Source organism: Mesorhizobium sp. M1A.F.Ca.IN.022.07.1.1, from assembly GCF_003997575.1.
In the GTDB taxonomy this organism is placed as follows: Bacteria; Pseudomonadota; Alphaproteobacteria; order Rhizobiales; family Rhizobiaceae; genus Mesorhizobium.
In genome coordinates this window covers 16341-32051 of the sequence record NZ_RZST01000003.1, presented here as the reverse complement: position 1 = coordinate 32051, position 15711 = coordinate 16341, and the positions used below count along the sequence as shown (strand labels likewise).

Here is a 15711-nt window from a genome sequence, read left to right as displayed (position 1 = left end):
CCAAAGTTTCTTGATCATCGCGGCCCAGGCTGGGCAGCGCGCCGAAGAACGTCGTCGCTGATCACCATGGCCCCCTTGATGTTGAGCAGCCTCGTAAAGGCTCCGGAAGATGCGTCGACCTGATCCATCAGCTTGGAGGCTGGGAACAGGCAGAGTTCGTCGAGGTAGAGCGTGTTCCACTCGCCTTCGACGATGTAGACGTTGCCGTGCTCGCATTGCGCCGCGAACGGCTCGGCGCGCGTGACCTTGTCGCCGGTCTCGCCCTCGGCATGCACCTTGTAGCCCGCGAGCTGCGCGACGAAATCTTGCACCTGCGCCTTGCCGGCCTGACCAGGATCTTGCGGCAGGCTGATGTGGACCGTCTTGCCGTCGAGCGCGGCCTGCGTCTCGATGGTCTTGCGGACCGACTTGCCTTCCTCGCGCAGCGTCACGACATGGCCGACATAGTAGCGGCCCTCGGGATCGCGGCCGAGCTTGACGCCGGCGGTGCGAGCGCCAGTGCCGCCGCGCGTGCCGGCCAAGTCCCAATGGCGGACCCAGATGGTGCCCTTCGGCGCTGCCCTGACGATGCGACCCTCGAACCAGGCGCGCTGGAACATGCCGCCGGCGCGCGGCGCTGGCCGCTGCTGATACTGGCCCGCGACGGCATACGACGTCATGTCGTTGTAGAGCTGTTTCAGCTCATCAGGCGGGAAGCGGATCGGATCGAGGATCTCGCCGTCTTGCGTGCGGGGATCCTGCCGCCAAACCAGCTGCAGCGGCAGAGCCTCGATTTCGGCGCGGCGCTCGTCCGGCAGATTGTCGTTCTCGCCGTACCAGTGCTGCTTGCTCCCGTCATAGCGCGCCAGGATCGGCTCACCGACGGAGCTGGCAACCTTGATCGGCGTGTAGCAGCAGCGCTCCGGCTCGAACTGCATCGGCAGGCAGAGATGAACGTAATTCATCTTGCCGTCTTCCTCGACGACGAGGGCGACGAGTGGACGTTCGACCAGCTCACCCGCGAGGACGTGGACGAGGAGGAGGAAGACGACGACGGGTGCCCCAAGGGTGATCCGGAATGCCTCGGCAACAATGGCGACTGCCACGATGCCTGCGAGTCTCCACAAGAGCGCAAGCACGTCCATCGGCTGGAGCTACAGGAGATCGCCGACGGTGCCTATGGGGACGGGCCATTCACGCGTGGCTCGGCGCGCGACTTGCTCAAGCGGGAGCAGCGCTGATGGCCCGCTATCTCGTTGCATGGGAGATCGACTACGAGGGCGAAGGCGATCCCGAAGCGGCCGCCCGCTGGGCGTGGGATAAAGACGGGAACGAGACCAAGATCGATCTGGCCGAGCTCGACGAGGCGCGCCTGGAGAGTTCCATCAGCAGCGTCGGCGACGTGCTGCGCAGGCTGACCGAGGAGGCTCGCGATTCGCTTCAATCGCGGAGCCTGACGAGACGATCCCCTACGCGGAAGTCCCTCTCACAAGAATCTGGTTGGCCCGTTTCCGACCCTTCGAAGCTGATCGTACCGATCCAGCGGTTTATGGCGACCGACCGAGAGTTCGCGCGACGGAGGCCATATCACTGGCATCTCGGCGTTTTATCGGTGTGGATCTTGGGAATCCATTTACGCCGATTCAGCAATAGCATGGCGGCGTCTGTCGCAAGAATGAATCAACTGCCGAGGAGTCACTTCTCTCGGATGCGCACGTTCCGCGACGAAGGGTGAAGCATTCGCCGCGTACGCGCTTTCTAGGTCACTTGAAATGACGTGATGGCTCAACCAGAGGAAACAGCTCCGAGCCGAAAATTGTGCCTCGCCCACGCTGCAAACGTGGTCGGGGTTTTGCCCGCCACCTCCCGGGCGAGGGCGATATTCTCGTCCGAGTTGTCCGGACCCAGGTAGGTGTAGTTCTCGTAGTAGGCAAGCGTCTCACCAAGAGCGTCTGCTCCGGGGAAGAAGGTCGCGTAGACCTCCACCGGAACCTGGGTGAAAGAGAGCTGATGCCCTTGCTGCCGCAGCGCGTCGAGAATGTCGTTGAAGCGCAGGAAATCGCCAACCAACGGGAGATAGGCGCCGTTGCCGACCTTGTTAGGATGCGCAAACGCACCTGCTACGACGTCGCCCAGTTCGTTGATGTCGCCCATGTGGAAACAACGGACGGTCGGATCGATCGGCAGCGTCCAGCCGAGGCTTCCGTCGGGCTGTTTTTGTGGACCGAACGGCCCGGAGAAGTTCTGGTAGTACACCGGCGGCACCACGAAGGTGTGGTGCGGGAAGCCGGCGCTCTCCACGATCGGATCGACCTTCGCCTTGCCGCTGAACTGCGGCAGCTCAAACTTACCGCCGCTGATCGCCTCTACGTTGGGGAGGGTTGACCAGACAAAGTGGTCCGCCCCGGCGGCTGTGGCAGCCTGGATCGCTGCAGTTGCCTGCTTGATCTCATCCGTGCCCACTTGCCAGAAATTGGTTACGAGGAAGACGCCGTGTGCGCCTTCGAGCGCGGCTGCGAGCGTCTCTGGCCGTTCCAAATCCGCGGCGACGACTTCGTCAGCAAGGCCTTGGTACTTGCTCGGATCGCGTGTGAGCGCGCGCACCTTGAATTGACCATTGGCCTTCAGCGCACGCACCACGCCGGCCCCCTGATGGCCCGTTGCGCCGAACACGGCGATCGGTTTCTTGTCATTGGATATCATTCGCAACTCTTTCTATTGGCTTCAGGGGCTCGCTCGCAAACGAGGGCTCGCTCGCAAACGAGAGAATTCCGGGCGTCATCTTCAATGGATCTTGCGCTCGATCAGAATTCGTAACAATGCTTCAACAATTGACATCATCTGCTATAATTTGATCCATATGACTGACCCTGTGGAAACCTCGGAACTCGTCGCCTTCACCAAAACGGTCGACGCCAAATCCCTCTCACGCGCCGCCGCTGAGCTACGCGTTCCTCGCGCAACCGTGAGCCGCCGTCTCGCACGGCTTGAAGAGCGTCTCGGCGCGCGCCTCCTGCGCCGAACCACGCGAAAGCTCGTCCTCACTGATGCTGGCGAGGTGTTCTACCGGCAGGCTTGCATTGCACTTGAGGCTGTGCGCGTCGCCGAACAAAGCGTGCGAACTACCGACGACATCGTGCGTGGTGATTTGCGCGTCTCGGTCCCGCCGATGACGAGCGTTGGCCTCCATGCGATGCTATGCGAGTTTGCCGCGCGCCATCCCGAGCTGCGCGTCCGCATCCACACCTCGAACCAGCACGTCGACCTTCTCCGCGGCGACTACGACGTTGCGCTCCGGGCCAGTAGCCAGATCGAGCCCGGCCTCATCGCGCGCACGCTCTTGCGCGACCCGATAATCGCCGTCGCGTCCCCCGCTTACCTCTCTGACCGCGGCACGCCCCGCACGCCCCGCGATCTCAAGAAACACAGTTGCCTCCTCGGCTTCACACGCGGCGAGCTGCCGGAAACCCACTGGCCCATGAACTCCGGAGGCAAGCTCCACGTAGAGGGCACGTTCTTCTCGAACGACATCGCCCTGTTGTGCGAGGCCGCAGTAAATGGGCTTGGCATTGCGCTACTCCCGCGCGACCTCGTGTCGCCGCACTTGGAGGGCGGCGCGCTCGTGCAGGTGCTCGCCGGGGGCGTCGGAGCCGAACTGCATATCGCGCTCGTCTATCCCGAGCGCACGTTTTTGCCGCCTCAAGTGCGGGCTTTTGTCGATGCGGTCGCCGCTTGGATACCGGGCGAACTAACCGCAAGCTAACCGTTGTCCCCCGTGGTTACGAAGAAGGCCGCTCTTCGCGCAGGCGAGGGTGTTAGCGCTTAGCTGTCCTCGTTAGCGACAGCGGTAGGATAGCTTTCCGCCAATCTCAGTCATTCGCGTTCGGGTGTCTTGGCCAGTCAAAAGCCTGTTCTGCCCTGACGGTACTTCTGTTTTCGTGGCATTCAATACCGGCTAGGCCCTTCACACGGGCGGTTAAGGTAAAACCTATTCCCTGGAGGACATTTCTTTGTAACCTGCTTGTAACCAGATTGGTTACGGGCTAAGTTATTGCGGTTACAAGGTTTTTCCCTGCCACGGAGCCTCCCATGGACCTCAGCAACACCGAGAAGCAGATGCTTCTCGCCTCCCTCCTCGCCTGCACTCCCAGCGGCGGCGGCTCTGCGCCGTACACGCTCGCCCGCAAGCTCATGGCGGAATGGAAAATGCAGCCTTGCGAAGCAACCGTTGTCGCCTACCAGCAGCGCGCCGCCCGCGAACTCGCAGGGGTTTGAAATCATGCCCTACTGCGACGACTGCCTAACCCCTTTCCCCTTCGACGACAGCGAAAGCTGCCGCTGCCCTTCCTGCCGCGAGCGGCTGGCCGACCTCCAGGCCGCCGAAGCGGAGATGGAAGCCGACGCAACAGCAGAAGAAGGCGCGATGCACTGAGAGAGGCAAACAATCCGTTCGATAGGGCGGCGGGAGGAAGTCCCGTCGCCCACCAATCGCTACCACAGAGACCAGAGACCATGACCGACAAGATGACTGAATACGAGTTCACCCTGCTCGACGGCAGCAAGCGCTACGAGTTCGTGAGCGAGCTTGGCGACGCGTTCGCCTTCGAGCGCATGCACAAGGCGCGATCCTTCAAGCCGGTGGACGCGGCCGACCCATGGGAGACCGCCGCCCGAGCCGCAGGTTGGGAACAGAGAGACAGCCATTTCACGCGCTGCGGTGTGTCGATTGCATACGTCGATTGGAAGACTCTTTGCATCGCAGAAGGGATCAGCCCATGAACGCGCTCATCCCGCGCAACACGATCGAGCAGATCGTCGCCTATCGGGACGCCGCGGTCGCGGCCTATCACGGGGCGTTCGCCTCAATGGAGCAAGCCGACCGGGAATTGAAGAAGGCGGCGGCGCTCTGGAAAGCGGCCGCCGGAGATCATGCCTGCTCTCGATACGGAGACCGCAACAACCGCGAGGTCAGGGCATTTTTCGAAGCCGTCGATTTGCCAGACGCCGAGCAGTGGAAGCGCACAGCAATCCGCCTGATCGATATCTCGTGCTGGCATTACCTGGTCCAGATGACCGACCTCGAGATCCTGATGGACAAGCAGGCCAAGGACGAGCTGCGCGACACTCTCAGGTGGGTGCCGGAGCGCTACGACCACCGGAACGGCGACGGAAAGGAACTGGTCAATCTCGACGAGATCATGGGGATCCCGCCGGTGACCGTCGACAACGTGTACGCCACGATCGACAAGTGGGCCGGCGAATCCGAAATGATCTTCCGCCGGGGCATCGCCACGGCGTTTTCCAAGCTCGATCGCCGTTTCCGTTCGCACGACGGCTTCAAGGTCGGCAGCCGCATGATCCTGCCCTACGCCTTCGACCGCGACCACGGCAACGTAACGTGGGGCGGAACATGGGAGACGGTGCGCGATATCGAGCGGACGTTCTCAATCCTCGACGGCAAGAAGCCGACCTACAACAGCATCGAGAACCAGGTGCGAGCCGAGCGCAGGGGCTTTCAGCCTCAGCAGTCCGAACATCACGGCGAGTATTTCAGGATCGTCGCCTACAAGAACGGCAACGCGCATCTCTGGTTCACGCGTGACGACCTGGTGGAAAGGGTCAACAAGATGCTCGCCGAATACTATGGCGAGGTGATCGGCGACGGCCAGACGCGCGAGCAGGACGATCTGTTCCGGAACCGCAAGACCACGCCGGCGAAGAACTTCGGCTTTTTCCCGACGCCGGACGAGGCGGCCGACGAGCTCTTGAAGGGCATTCCGATCATGCAGGCCAGCGATGCGCCGCGCCTTCGGATCCTCGAACCCAGCGCCGGCACCGGCAACCTTGCGCGACGTTGCATCACCAGCCTAAACGACTTCTCCGGTCACTACGGCTACGACGACCCGGTGAAGCGCGAGAGATGGCGCGCCGAGTATCGCTTCGACAATATCGTCGATTGCGTCGAGCTGCAGCCTGCGCTGGCGGCCGCGCTCGAAGCGCAGCGCCTCTATCGCAAGGTCTACGCGACCGACTTCCTTGCGCTCCGCCCCTCAGTGACGGGAAAATACGATCGCATCATCATGAACCCGCCATTCGACATAGAGCGCGACATCGACCATGTGGTGCACGCCCTCGACTTCCTGGAAGAGGGCGGGTGTCTCGCTGCAATCATGTCGGCCGGCACCGAGTTTCGCGAGACGCGCAAGGCCATCGCCTTCCGGGCCTTGATCCAAAAGCTGAACGGCCAGTTCCGCGATCTGCCGCACGGCTCCTTCGCCGAGGTCGGGACCTACGTGAACACCGTCACGGTCAAGCTATGGAAGGACGGCCGCAGAAATTACTTTTAGCTTGACCATGTTGTAACCAAATTGGTTACATCATTCCTACCACGGAGTCCAAAAGTGTTTCGCCCGTTACCAGAAGACGAGGAGGAGCGGCGGCGCCGGCTCCCCACCATCAGCCAGGCCCTCGACATGTGGTCGTCCTGGCATAGCGACTGGTCGCCCCTCGGCTGCACCGGGGATTACGCCCTGGACATGCGGCTCGCAGATGCATTCCGCAATCTGCTCTACCGGCCGGAGCTTCGCGACCGGCTTGACTGGATCGAGCGACAGCTACGCGAGCCCCGCCATCGTGCGGCCGACGACCGCTACCAGGCCGAGCTGATCAAGTGGTGGCTCGAATTGTTCGCCAGCGAGACGCTCCCCACCATCAATCAACGCCTCGAGGCACGAGAACTGCAATGCGCTTCATCCTGATCGATTCCACACTCCTACCAGACGCCGCGCCCTCTGGGGCACCAGCTCTTCTGCGAACTTCTTGAGAGCGACAGCCTCGACCGCGTGGAGTTGGCGCCGGGCCTGGACCTCTGGCTATCAACCGGACCATGGCGATGGACGTTCCAGTTTTTCCGCTCGGGCGCCGAGTTCGCGGGCAATGGGATCCTGGCAGGACGAACGCCGCTCGACGACTTCAAGAGCTTGCCGCGCGCCATCAGTTTCGAGACGGTGACGGCGTGGGTCAATTATCCCGAAGTGCGCTTCGAGGCGCCGCAGCCGCGCCGAAAATATCAAAGGCCGACCGGGTTGCCCCTGATCGGCCTTCCTCTCCATCCCTACCACAGGACAGCGCCCGAAGGCGCTGGAGAGAACCCATACCTAATGCAGATGTACCGGTGAGGCAACCTTACCAAAATGGTAACACACAGTGTCATTTTGGTTGCTTGAGAAGTTCACCGGATTTACATTTTGACCTGTCCAAAGCCCTACCACCGAAAGAGACGAAGATGCGCATTTTCACCAGCTCCTGGTTCACCAAGCTGCCGCCCGAAATCCAGAAGATCGGGGTGTCCAGGGGAACGCCGCGAGGTTATCCGGCAGGCTTTCGCAAGATGCCCGAACTCGCCCCAGGCGAATGGTTCAAGACCGCCAGCGAGCGCGAGTATAAGCAGCTCTACTTCGAAGGCCTCGACAGGCTTAATCCCGGCCGGATCGTCGCCAAGATGGAAGACCTTTCGGGCGGCAGGGACGTCGCCCGCGGAGGGGCGGGCCAATGGCTAAGGGCGAGTACAGGTCGAATACTTTTTCTTAGTAGCCCACTTGTAACCAAATCGGTTACAAACTAAGTAGTTGATGTTGCTAAGAAATTCCCTACCACGGAGACCCGACCATGAAGAAGCGCATCCCCCTCAACCTGGTTATTCCGAACCCCGACCAGCCGCGCAAGCATTTCGACCCGGTGAAGCTTCGCGAGCTGGCGGGATCGATCCGCGAGCGCGGCCTGATCCAGGCCATCACGGTCCGGCCGGTCGGCGACGACCGTTGGATGATCGTCGGCGGCGAGCGCAGATGGCGCGCGCACCAGCTGATCGACGCGCCCGACATTCTCTGCGAGGTCGTGAAGATCGACGACAACGAGATGGCGCTGCAGGCGATCGTGGAAAACCTTGCCCGCGCCGACATCAAGCCGCTGGAGGAAGCACGCGCCTTTCAGGCGATGATCGACCGCGGCTGGACGGTCGAGCAGTTGGCGAAGGACATCGGCGTCCAGCCGACCCGCATCAAGGTCCGCACGGCGCTGCTCAATCTCGACGAGACGATCCAGAAGTTGGTCGACAGTGGCGCCTTCCCGCTCGGCCACGCAAACGACCTGGTCGACCTCCCCAAGGCCGATCAGATCAACATCGTGAGGCTGTTCTCCAGCGGCAAGTTGAAAGACTGGTCGAGCATCAAGGCGGCGGCGCAAGCGGTCCGCGACCGGATCGAGCAGGGCGGCATGTTCGACGATGAGAACAGGCCGGAGCCCTCGAAGGACGATATCGCCGCCATGAGCAGGATGGAGAAAACGGTCGAGCGCATCATCGCCGCGATCGCCGGCGGTTTCAAGGACGGCGAGTGCATCGCCTTGAAATCGGTTGATCCCACCAAGGCCGACAAATGGGCCGACACGCTCGCGGCTGCGTCGCGCTCTATCCGTTCGATGGAGTCGCAGCTGCGCCAGGCGCATGCACGCTCGATGCTGGTTTGACTGGACCACGACCACTCGAACGGAACATTGTCGGAGCGCGCGCCGGCTACTCTGCCGCGCGCTGGTTACCTGGGTACTTCTGGGAGATCCGCGGCCGCCACACCGAGGTCGAATATCAGGGCCGCGGCTGGGCGTATTCAACGTTCCGTCGGCGGCGGGACAATGCGGCTGGAATCATTGCCGCTCAATGAAATAAGTCTGGATGTTCCACTTGGTAGCCGTTTCGTTTAACTTAGCAGCGGCTCAACCTGCGAGTCTTGCATGAATAGGCTGACTGTCGATCACATATGGAATCAACAGCGGATTCCTGTGGCTTGGCGAAAAACAGGCAAAGGCGAAAAGTTGCTGGCGCGCCTTCCTTATGCTGCTGATAATAAGGCTTGGCTTGGTTCTTTAGGCCGCGTGAGGCCGGTCTGGAACCGCACGCAGCATCAATGGGAACTTCCAAAAGCCTGGTTCAACACCTTCGTCGATAAAAGCCTCGCACGCTTCGGCAGCGTGTACATCATCCAACCCTATCGAGAGCAGGAGAAATGCTCGCCAGCTTGCCAAAACGCAACAGGGCATGAATGCCAATGCTCCTGCATGGGCGAACACCACGGAGCCGGCAATGACGGAAGCTGGTTCGAGGTTTCTGACACTTTCGCAACTCGATGGGGACGCGAAGAGATCGCCTGCCGTTTGTTGAGCGCGCTCAGAAAAGCGGGTTGACTGCGTAACTTTTTTAAACCACAAATGAGGTCGAAAAAAGTTACGCGGAGATTCGTGGTGGCTGCTGTTATCTATCAAGAGGATCGCGAGTGCGATCGTCGGCTTTCGCAGTATTTCAATTCGACAAAAGCGCAGTGGATCGAAGTTATAAAGGCGATGGTGGCGGCTCGTGGTAGCTGCACCAGCCATAACCCAAAGGCCTCCCCGGGGTTCTTCGCCTGGGACGCTGGTATCACTCGCATGCGCCAGATCTTTTGCCGCGAAGGTTGGGAAGCCGGCGACGACAATGGTGTTGAACTCATCATCAGCCGCGATTTTCGCCGCAAAGTCACGGTGATGAATGCTGACCGAGGAGTTTGCGACCCAACCTGTTCACCGCGGAATCGTACGGAGAAGGGGCCAGCGGCCGAAAAGATAACCGACCTGAATTCGCAACTCGATCTCTTCCGTAGGGAGCACCCGCGCGAAAGCCGACCGGACGCTTATGACCTATGGCAGCTGTGTGTATTCGACAACGGAACAGACGTTCGTGCTGAAATTGCAAGGCCAATAGAATTCAGGGGGGGCTACTATATTGGGTATAGCGAGCGCATTTGGATTCTTCGGCCGGGCGAATGGGAACGCATTGCAGTTTCGACGTCCTCCGATGAAGGCACGGATCTCGACGTAGCTGTCCTACGAAAGTAATTTTGCATGCTTACACCTGGACGGCTCAGCCTCGCTCGGAAACGACGAGGGTTGACGAAGAAGGCGTTGGCTGAAGCGTTGGGTGTAACCCCACATACCGTTTTGCGGTATGAAAGTGGCGATATATCGCCGCCGGCAGAAGTCATCGACCGCATGGCGACTCTTCTCGATTTTCCGGTGACGTTTTTCTGTTCGCCGGACATCGATGAGCTTGTGGCCGATGCGGCTAGCTTTCGAAGCCTGACCGCCATGAGCGCGCGAGATCGCGATGCAGCTCTCGCGGCCGGCGCGATTGGCTACCTCCTGTCCGATTGGCTGGATGAGAACTTTAGTCTTCCGCCTGCGGATCTTATCGATTTGAGTGGGGAAACCCCGGAAGTTGCAGCACGCTCCCTCCGCCAGGAATGGGGGCTCGGCGAGCAGCCGATCAAGAACACCGTTCACCTCCTTGAAGCGAAGGGTGTCCGGGTCTTCTCATTGGCCGAGAATACCCGGACAGTTGACGCCTTCTCGGTGTGGAGGGGCGATCGCCCATTTGTGTTTCTCAACACGATAAAAACGCCGGAACATAGCCGGTTTGATGCAGCTCACGAGCTGGGGCACCTTGTTATGCACAAACACGGCGGCCCAAGTGGTAGGAGAGCCGAGGATGATGCCAACCGCTTTGCCTCGTCGTTCCTAATGCCATCTGCCGATGTGCTATCTCGAATTCCTCGCGTGCACACGCTCAATCAGATCGTCGAGGCTAAAAAGCGTTGGGCAGTGTCTGTGATGGCCATGATCTACAGACTTCATGCGTTAGGTATCTTATCAGATTGGCAGTATCGGACCTTCTGTATTCAGGCATCAGACCGCGGTTACCGGACCTCAGAACCGTTTGGCATCCCTCGTGAGCACTCGATTGTCTGGCAAAAAGTACTGGCCACACTTTGGGCGGAGAGGACGACGAAGACCGATATTGCTGATCGGCTTGCGGTTCCTCTTGAGGAGATCGAGAACCTGCTGTTCGGCCTGGCGGGTGCATTACCTGTCGTTGTTCATCCGCAGAGCGCCCGTGGCTCGCTGAGGATCGTGTAATTGTAACCAGTTCAGCAGCTTCAACAACAAAATCCATGCGTCGACTCGACTTTGGGCGCGGGTTCAGTTGTATTGCCGGAGCACAGCGGGGATGGGTTAGATGTTTCTAGAAAAGCACTCTCGTTTTTTTCGGCGATTCGAGTTTTCGTTCTCTCCTAGGCACGTCGGAGCGCCCCATCTACCGTTATTCGCTGAGGGGAATGACTTCAGCGTTTGGGACGCTCTTGGGGCCCGATCTTTGGCAGACAAGGCGTTGGAAGTTCAGCCGAACGGCGACATTGTCGAGTTGATGGAGGTCGTCTATGACAGCAGAGCACAGGCCTTGGTGCTCTTATTTCATCGCGCATCTCCCCATGCAGCGGAGCCAATATATCGTAGGAAGGCGAGGCTAGAGGCTGGAGATACCAAAGTCACGGTTCGCAAAGCCGAAAAACTGGAGGGCGAAGAGCAGTCAGTTTCAGCGCATGTGATAATTTACGACGTGTCGATCAGGCCTGGAACCTATCGAGCGGCGCTTGAAGAGATCCCAGGCATTAGCATGGCAGTCGTTAAACGAATAATCGGCCAAGCGCTGCATGATTACCAATACGCCTTCGAACGCAAAAAGAAACGAGTCGACACCTACAGCACCTTCAAGCCCGTGGGCGTGCCTTCCGAGTCACTGTCGGGTGCACTAAAAGGGGGCACATTGAGCTACGTGACTTTGGTGCGGCCGGCCAAGGCCGATTTCGTGGACGCGGACGGGCTTTTTTTTTCTGGATCGATTTGGCAGCTTTGCCGCCGTTCTGACTGGCTTCTATATTGCAGCCCTTGTGGGAGTCGCCAGTTTTGCTTCTTCAGTTGGCGATTTGGATGAGCAAATAGAGGTAGGTCCGATCAGACGGACAGTCAAGAACGCCGCTCCGGGAGAAAACCCGGACGAATACCTGACAAGACGGCAATACGTTTGCTTCATGTTCGGTTACTTAGCGTTTGTTTCACTATTTTTATCTGTCGGAGCAATTCTATTGATTGCAGCAGCCGAGCCGGTCAAAGCTCTTGTCGCCTACCTAACTGACAGCTGGGGAGCCATAGCCACGCGTGGCATCGGTGGGCTCGTGGCCGTTGCATTCAACTTCGTCTTGGCCCACCTTCTAGTAACGACCTGCCATGGGCTCTATTACCTTATCGATCGCCTTTATGCGCAAAAGCCTAAACTGCTGCCTAAAGAACCCGAGAATAACGGCCGCTGAGAAGCTATCGACATCACTGCCCAACCTGCAATCCCGACCAGCCGGCGCGCTACGCCCGGCCCGCGCTCACGGCTGATGTCGATCGTGGGGACGTGTTTGAGGTAGAGCTTCGGATCGGGCACAGCCAACTTGCCTTCCGGCCCCGGGTCAATGCCCCTCGCCACCTTCATGCGCCGGTTGAAGCTCGACCGTGGACGGTGAATCGCTCAAGCCGTTGGGCTATAAGCCCTGCCAGCGCGCGTCAGTCGCCGGCCTTCCCCTCACACGCCCGGTGGTCGCCGCGCTCGTCCTCGGCCACCTCTGGCGGCGCAGCGTCCAATCTGGCGAGTTCCTTCTCCCGCAGTATGGCGCACCGCTCGCATTGACCGGCGCCCGAATTTTCGATCAGCCATCCGGCCGGCGCGTCCTGGGAGCCGCAGAGCGAGACGGCGAGCCCGAGACTGCGCCGGCGAAAGTAGTGCGTGGTCATGGCAGTCGGCGACTTGAGAACCCAGCCTTCGCGAAATCCTGTCATCACCTGTGCTCCACCGGGATCATCCGGCCCTTGCGCAAAATGCGCTCGGCCGCGTCGCGGGCCGTGGAGAGAGTTTCCCCGTCGCGCCTTAACCGGACGGGGACGGTGAATCCGGCGAAGCGATTCATGCGGCAGTCCTTTCGATGGGGCGGCGCTGGCGGATGCGAGCCACGGCGGCCTCTCGGATCTCAGCTTCGGCCGAGCTGCGATAGGCAGGCATCAGTTGACCCACTCCGGCCGGCACTCCAGAATGTGCAGCCGCTTTTTCGTGATGCCGGCGTAGCGCCAGCCGGCTTGATAGAAGCAGTGGCCCCATGTCGGTCGCCCTGCGCGCCAGGTGGGCTCGACCTCGCGGGGATCGACAAAGGTGAATAGCCGCTCGCCCGGCCAGCGCTGCCACACGATCACCATTGCGGCGGCAAGCAGCTCGCTTGCGACTTCGCCGGTCTCTCGACGGAAGATCGCGCAGTTGACGCCTTCCTGGTTGTCGAAGCGGTGCCTCTCGCGTCGCCACGCTGAGACCGCGCCGGCGTCAGCCGTGAGCAAGACGAGCTTTTCGCCCGGACCGACGAACAACGCAGGCTGCCGACCGTCGGCGTAGCGATAGCGGGAATAGTGGCGATGGAAGATGTCGCGCGCGGTGTCGTTGCCGTCGAGCACCTCGATCCAACCCTCGCCGATCAGGAAGGGCTGGACGTTCATACGCCGCACATCCCTTCGCACTCGTTGAGGAACAGGTTGAGCTGGCCGCGTTCTTCGGGCGTCGATAGGTCGACCTCGGCAAGAGGCTTGCACGAGCGATGCAGGAATAGATCGCCTTTCAGCCGAAAGGCACCTGCAGGATGAGACCTCAGACGTTCGTCGACTTCGACGGCGTCGGCCCATGCGACTGGATCGGCTTTGATCGCCCGCCACTCGGTGTTGCTATGATAGGGGCAGCCGATGCAGGAAGATTTTCGAGGCTCGTCGAAGCCGTTGCGCTCCATCCAACGCAGGCAATCGTTGCGGTTCATCCGCTTTTCGATGAGCGGCCAGCGGCTTGTAATCCAAGCTTCCCGGTTAGGCTTCATGCGGATCGTCTCGTCGAGCGAAATGCCGATCCACTGCTCGACGATCGGGACCTTAGGGGCGCGTTTTCGGGAGAGCCCTACGAGTTCACGAACCTTCCGCTGGATCGGGACGATCTTGTAGTCGCGCGTGCAGGAGCGGTTGGTCATGCCTCCCGGCGTGCCGTCAGTAGCGACGTACACCGGAATATCGAGCACCAGGTACCGGCCCTTAGGTCGGTTCGCGCCGATCGTGGAGCGAAGGTTGCCTTGAGACACCCGATGCACCGGGAAAGGCAACAGCTTTTCCAGCCGGTCCAGGTGCTCGTAAACGTGCTTGGGCTCCCAGCCGGTGTCGGCGAAGATGGCACAGTCCGGCATCGGACCGAGTTCACCTTTTGCCGCCATGAGCGCCATCGTGGTCGACTGGACGCCGGCGCCGAGGGAGATCACTCGAAACATCGTCATGCGTCCGCCCCCGGCTGGTAGTCTTTCCAGTCGACGCGGTTGATGACCGTCGGCCCGGCGTAGTCGCCGACAAGGTTCTGTTCCCAGACAAACCAGGCCAGGTTCATGCGGCTCGAGGCTTCGTTGCCGTCCCAACCGTCGCGATGCATCATCGGCAGGCGCCGCGTGAAGACATGGATGCGCGCCGGCTTGCAGTCGTCCATGGCGTAGTTGCGGTCGGGATCGTCGAAGCCGCAGAGGAAATTCAGGTTGAGCAACAGCGCCATCTTCGGCGGCCGGTGCACGCGCAGCGCATGCGCGACGAAAGCGTTGAGCACGCCGCCGTAGGGCGGGTTGGTGGCGATATCGCCACAATCGTCGCCTGCCTCGCTGGTGAGGAAATCCCGAACGTCCTGCAAGACCCCATGGCGATCGGCGGTGCCGTAGTCGACGAGGTCGGAAAGCGCGACGTCGTAGCCGGCCGCTTCCAGCATGCGCGAGATCGCGCCGCGACCGCATGCCGGTTCCTTGACGCGAGGGCCGAATGTCTCCAGCGCCAGCAGCGTGTGCACCGCTTCCGGGCACGTCTCGTAGAGATTGTTGCCGCGCTCGGCCGCGCTGGCGGTGTCGGTGCCGATCGCCACGCGCAGATTCGCCCGGCTCGGCTCGAGTCCTTCCGCGACGCGCCCGGCGATCACCCGCTCGACAATGCCAGGATCCCGCCGCTCGGCATCGGCCAGCTTGCGAGCGTCGTGGATTTCCTTTCGGGTGAGCCCGGCTTCGGCTGCCGTGAAACCGTTTCCGTCTGGAACGGTTTTCGGCCTGCCGCCCTTCGAAGCTTCCCCTCTTTCCTGGGCGGCAGTCCATTCGGTGGCAATCGTGATCTTCGCGCGCGTTTCGATCAGCAGCGCGTCACCCTGGAGTCGGCGCGCCTTTCGGATCAGATGCTCGCCGGCATGGAAGCGGGTGGCGTAGCTGCCTGCCGCCTTCGCCTGGTCATAGGCGCCAGCGGCCAGCATGCGTGCCGATGCGACGTCGCCGTCGTCGAACAGCATCCGAGCTCGCTCGATGACATGAGCGAGTCCGGAATCGTCGAAGGGGACAACCGCCTCCATGGCTTATGCCATTTCAGACAGCTTGGCCCGGGCCGGATCGAGCACCTTGAGTGTCGTCCTGATCTGGTGGAGATCGGCGTCGGTCTCCTGGTAGCAACTGTCGCGCACCAGCTTCGCCTGGGCGATGACGCGCTCGTACTCGACCGTCGCGGCGGCCTTGGTCGCCTCAAGTTCGGTCTCCTTGGTGCGCAGCCGGTCGATGTGCCGTTTCAGCGACATACCGGTGGTGGCGATCATGTTGCGAACCGACGGTTTCGGCTGGGAGGGATCTCGGGCCAGTTCCTGGGAGACGGCTTCCGAGAAGTCTTCGTCGACATCCAGCGGCTCGGTGCCAGCGGTTTGTAGAGTGTCCATATCAGTTGATCCTCAGGTAGATG

The 15711-nt window shown here is 60.8% G+C and carries 24 protein-coding genes; 16 read left to right on the top strand and 8 right to left on the bottom strand.

All coding sequences use genetic code 11. From position 1 onward, the window contains the following. Window positions 1–14 precede the first annotated feature (14 nt). Window positions 15–944: a phage terminase large subunit gene (gene terL / locus EOA75_RS01315; protein ID WP_245466531.1), complete on the bottom strand. Its 930-nt coding sequence runs from the start codon at window positions 942–944 to the stop codon at window positions 15–17. On the opposite strand from terL, the gene EOA75_RS34795 reads away from it, so the two are divergent. Both EOA75_RS34795 and EOA75_RS01310 read left to right on the top strand, forming a co-directional pair. Continuing rightward, complete coding sequence (locus EOA75_RS34795) at window positions 930–1220, top strand: hypothetical protein (protein WP_245466530.1); 291 nt, start codon at window positions 930–932, stop codon at window positions 1218–1220. The genes terL and EOA75_RS34795 overlap by 15 nt on opposite strands. Further along, window positions 1220–1714: a DUF2274 domain-containing protein gene (locus EOA75_RS01310; RefSeq protein ID WP_127323410.1), complete on the top strand. Its 495-nt coding sequence runs from the start codon at window positions 1220–1222 to the stop codon at window positions 1712–1714. The genes EOA75_RS34795 and EOA75_RS01310 overlap by 1 nt, the downstream gene beginning before the upstream one ends. Window positions 1715–1764: 50 nt before the next feature. Here the strand turns inward: EOA75_RS01310 and EOA75_RS01305 are convergent, their stop codons facing one another. Further along, window positions 1765–2682: an NmrA/HSCARG family protein gene (locus tag EOA75_RS01305; RefSeq protein ID WP_206516943.1), complete on the bottom strand. Its 918-nt coding sequence runs from the start codon at window positions 2680–2682 to the stop codon at window positions 1765–1767. Between EOA75_RS01305 and EOA75_RS01300 the strand changes: the two genes are divergently transcribed. The 14 genes from EOA75_RS01300 (at window position 2666) to EOA75_RS01240 (ending at window position 12212) form a co-directional block, all read left to right on the top strand. After that, window positions 2666–3742, top strand: coding sequence for a LysR family transcriptional regulator (locus EOA75_RS01300; protein WP_245466529.1), 1077 nt, complete (start codon window positions 2666–2668; stop codon window positions 3740–3742). The two genes, EOA75_RS01305 and EOA75_RS01300, sit on opposite strands and share 17 nt — an antisense overlap. 326 nt (window positions 3743–4068) lie before the next feature. Then, window positions 4069–4254 carry a hypothetical protein gene (locus tag EOA75_RS01295; protein ID WP_127214664.1) on the top strand — a complete coding sequence of 62 codons (186 nt, stop codon included), beginning with the start codon at window positions 4069–4071 and terminating at the stop codon, window positions 4252–4254. Between the two features lie 4 nt (window positions 4255–4258). Next, window positions 4259–4411 (top strand): hypothetical protein, encoded by a 153-nt coding sequence (locus EOA75_RS33845; protein ID WP_164747236.1) that lies wholly within the window; start codon window positions 4259–4261, stop codon window positions 4409–4411. An 80-nt stretch (window positions 4412–4491) separates the two neighbouring features. Next, window positions 4492–4758, top strand: coding sequence for a hypothetical protein (locus tag EOA75_RS01290; RefSeq protein ID WP_127323409.1), 267 nt, complete (start codon window positions 4492–4494; stop codon window positions 4756–4758). Next, window positions 4755–6326: a DUF4942 domain-containing protein gene (locus EOA75_RS01285; RefSeq protein WP_127323408.1), complete on the top strand. Its 1572-nt coding sequence runs from the start codon at window positions 4755–4757 to the stop codon at window positions 6324–6326. The genes EOA75_RS01290 and EOA75_RS01285 overlap by 4 nt, the downstream gene beginning before the upstream one ends. A gap of 54 nt (window positions 6327–6380) precedes the next feature. Then, window positions 6381–6737, top strand: coding sequence for a hypothetical protein (locus EOA75_RS01280; protein WP_066993672.1), 357 nt, complete (start codon window positions 6381–6383; stop codon window positions 6735–6737). Between the two features lie 90 nt (window positions 6738–6827). Beyond that, complete coding sequence (locus tag EOA75_RS01275) at window positions 6828–7157, top strand: hypothetical protein (RefSeq protein ID WP_127323407.1); 330 nt, start codon at window positions 6828–6830, stop codon at window positions 7155–7157. A 107-nt stretch (window positions 7158–7264) separates the two neighbouring features. Continuing rightward, window positions 7265–7603 (top strand): hypothetical protein, encoded by a 339-nt coding sequence (locus EOA75_RS01270; RefSeq protein WP_127323406.1) that lies wholly within the window; start codon window positions 7265–7267, stop codon window positions 7601–7603. Window positions 7604–7647: 44 nt separating this feature from the next. Further along, window positions 7648–8505 (top strand): ParB/RepB/Spo0J family partition protein, encoded by an 858-nt coding sequence (locus EOA75_RS01265; protein WP_127323405.1) that lies wholly within the window; start codon window positions 7648–7650, stop codon window positions 8503–8505. 261 nt (window positions 8506–8766) lie between these two features. After that, the gene (locus tag EOA75_RS01260) at window positions 8767–9216 is read left to right on the top strand and encodes a hypothetical protein (protein WP_127323404.1); all 450 of its coding nucleotides are present in this window, start codon (window positions 8767–8769) and stop codon (window positions 9214–9216) included. 57 nt (window positions 9217–9273) lie between these two features. Then, window positions 9274–9903, top strand: a complete 630-nt coding sequence (locus tag EOA75_RS34790; protein WP_245466528.1) for a hypothetical protein — start codon at window positions 9274–9276, stop codon at window positions 9901–9903. 6 nt (window positions 9904–9909) lie between these two features. Then, window positions 9910–10980, top strand: coding sequence for an XRE family transcriptional regulator (locus EOA75_RS01250; protein ID WP_127323403.1), 1071 nt, complete (start codon window positions 9910–9912; stop codon window positions 10978–10980). A 238-nt stretch (window positions 10981–11218) separates the two neighbouring features. Beyond that, on the top strand, window positions 11219–11836 hold the full coding sequence (locus EOA75_RS01245) for a hypothetical protein (RefSeq protein WP_127323402.1): 618 nt from the start codon (window positions 11219–11221) through the stop codon (window positions 11834–11836). A 97-nt stretch (window positions 11837–11933) separates the two neighbouring features. Further along, window positions 11934–12212: a hypothetical protein gene (locus tag EOA75_RS01240; protein WP_127323401.1), complete on the top strand. Its 279-nt coding sequence runs from the start codon at window positions 11934–11936 to the stop codon at window positions 12210–12212. A 241-nt stretch (window positions 12213–12453) separates the two neighbouring features. Here the strand turns inward: EOA75_RS01240 and EOA75_RS01235 are convergent, their stop codons facing one another. The 6 genes from EOA75_RS01235 to EOA75_RS01215 all read right to left on the bottom strand — a co-directional run bounded on the left by EOA75_RS01235 (window position 12454) and on the right by EOA75_RS01215 (window position 15688). Continuing rightward, entirely contained in the window at window positions 12454–12726 is a 273-nt protein-coding gene (locus tag EOA75_RS01235) for a hypothetical protein (RefSeq protein WP_127323400.1), read from the bottom strand. Next, window positions 12726–12854 carry a hypothetical protein gene (locus tag EOA75_RS35525; RefSeq protein WP_281058516.1) on the bottom strand — a complete coding sequence of 43 codons (129 nt, stop codon included), beginning with the start codon at window positions 12852–12854 and terminating at the stop codon, window positions 12726–12728. Before EOA75_RS35525 ends, EOA75_RS01235 begins: the two co-directional genes overlap by 1 nt. Before the next feature lie 91 nt (window positions 12855–12945). Next, on the bottom strand, window positions 12946–13428 hold the full coding sequence (locus EOA75_RS01230; protein ID WP_127323399.1) for a hypothetical protein: 483 nt from the start codon (window positions 13426–13428) through the stop codon (window positions 12946–12948). After that, a complete protein-coding gene (locus EOA75_RS01225; protein ID WP_127323436.1) occupies window positions 13425–14234 on the bottom strand; it encodes a hypothetical protein in 810 nt (269 codons plus the stop codon). The genes EOA75_RS01230 and EOA75_RS01225 overlap by 4 nt, the downstream gene beginning before the upstream one ends. A 2-nt stretch (window positions 14235–14236) precedes the next feature. Continuing rightward, the gene (locus EOA75_RS01220) at window positions 14237–15334 is read right to left on the bottom strand and encodes an SAM-dependent methyltransferase (RefSeq protein WP_127323398.1); all 1098 of its coding nucleotides are present in this window, start codon (window positions 15332–15334) and stop codon (window positions 14237–14239) included. A gap of 3 nt (window positions 15335–15337) precedes the next feature. After that, a complete protein-coding gene (locus tag EOA75_RS01215) occupies window positions 15338–15688 on the bottom strand; it encodes a hypothetical protein (protein WP_127323397.1) in 351 nt (116 codons plus the stop codon). Window positions 15689–15711 lie beyond the last annotated feature (23 nt).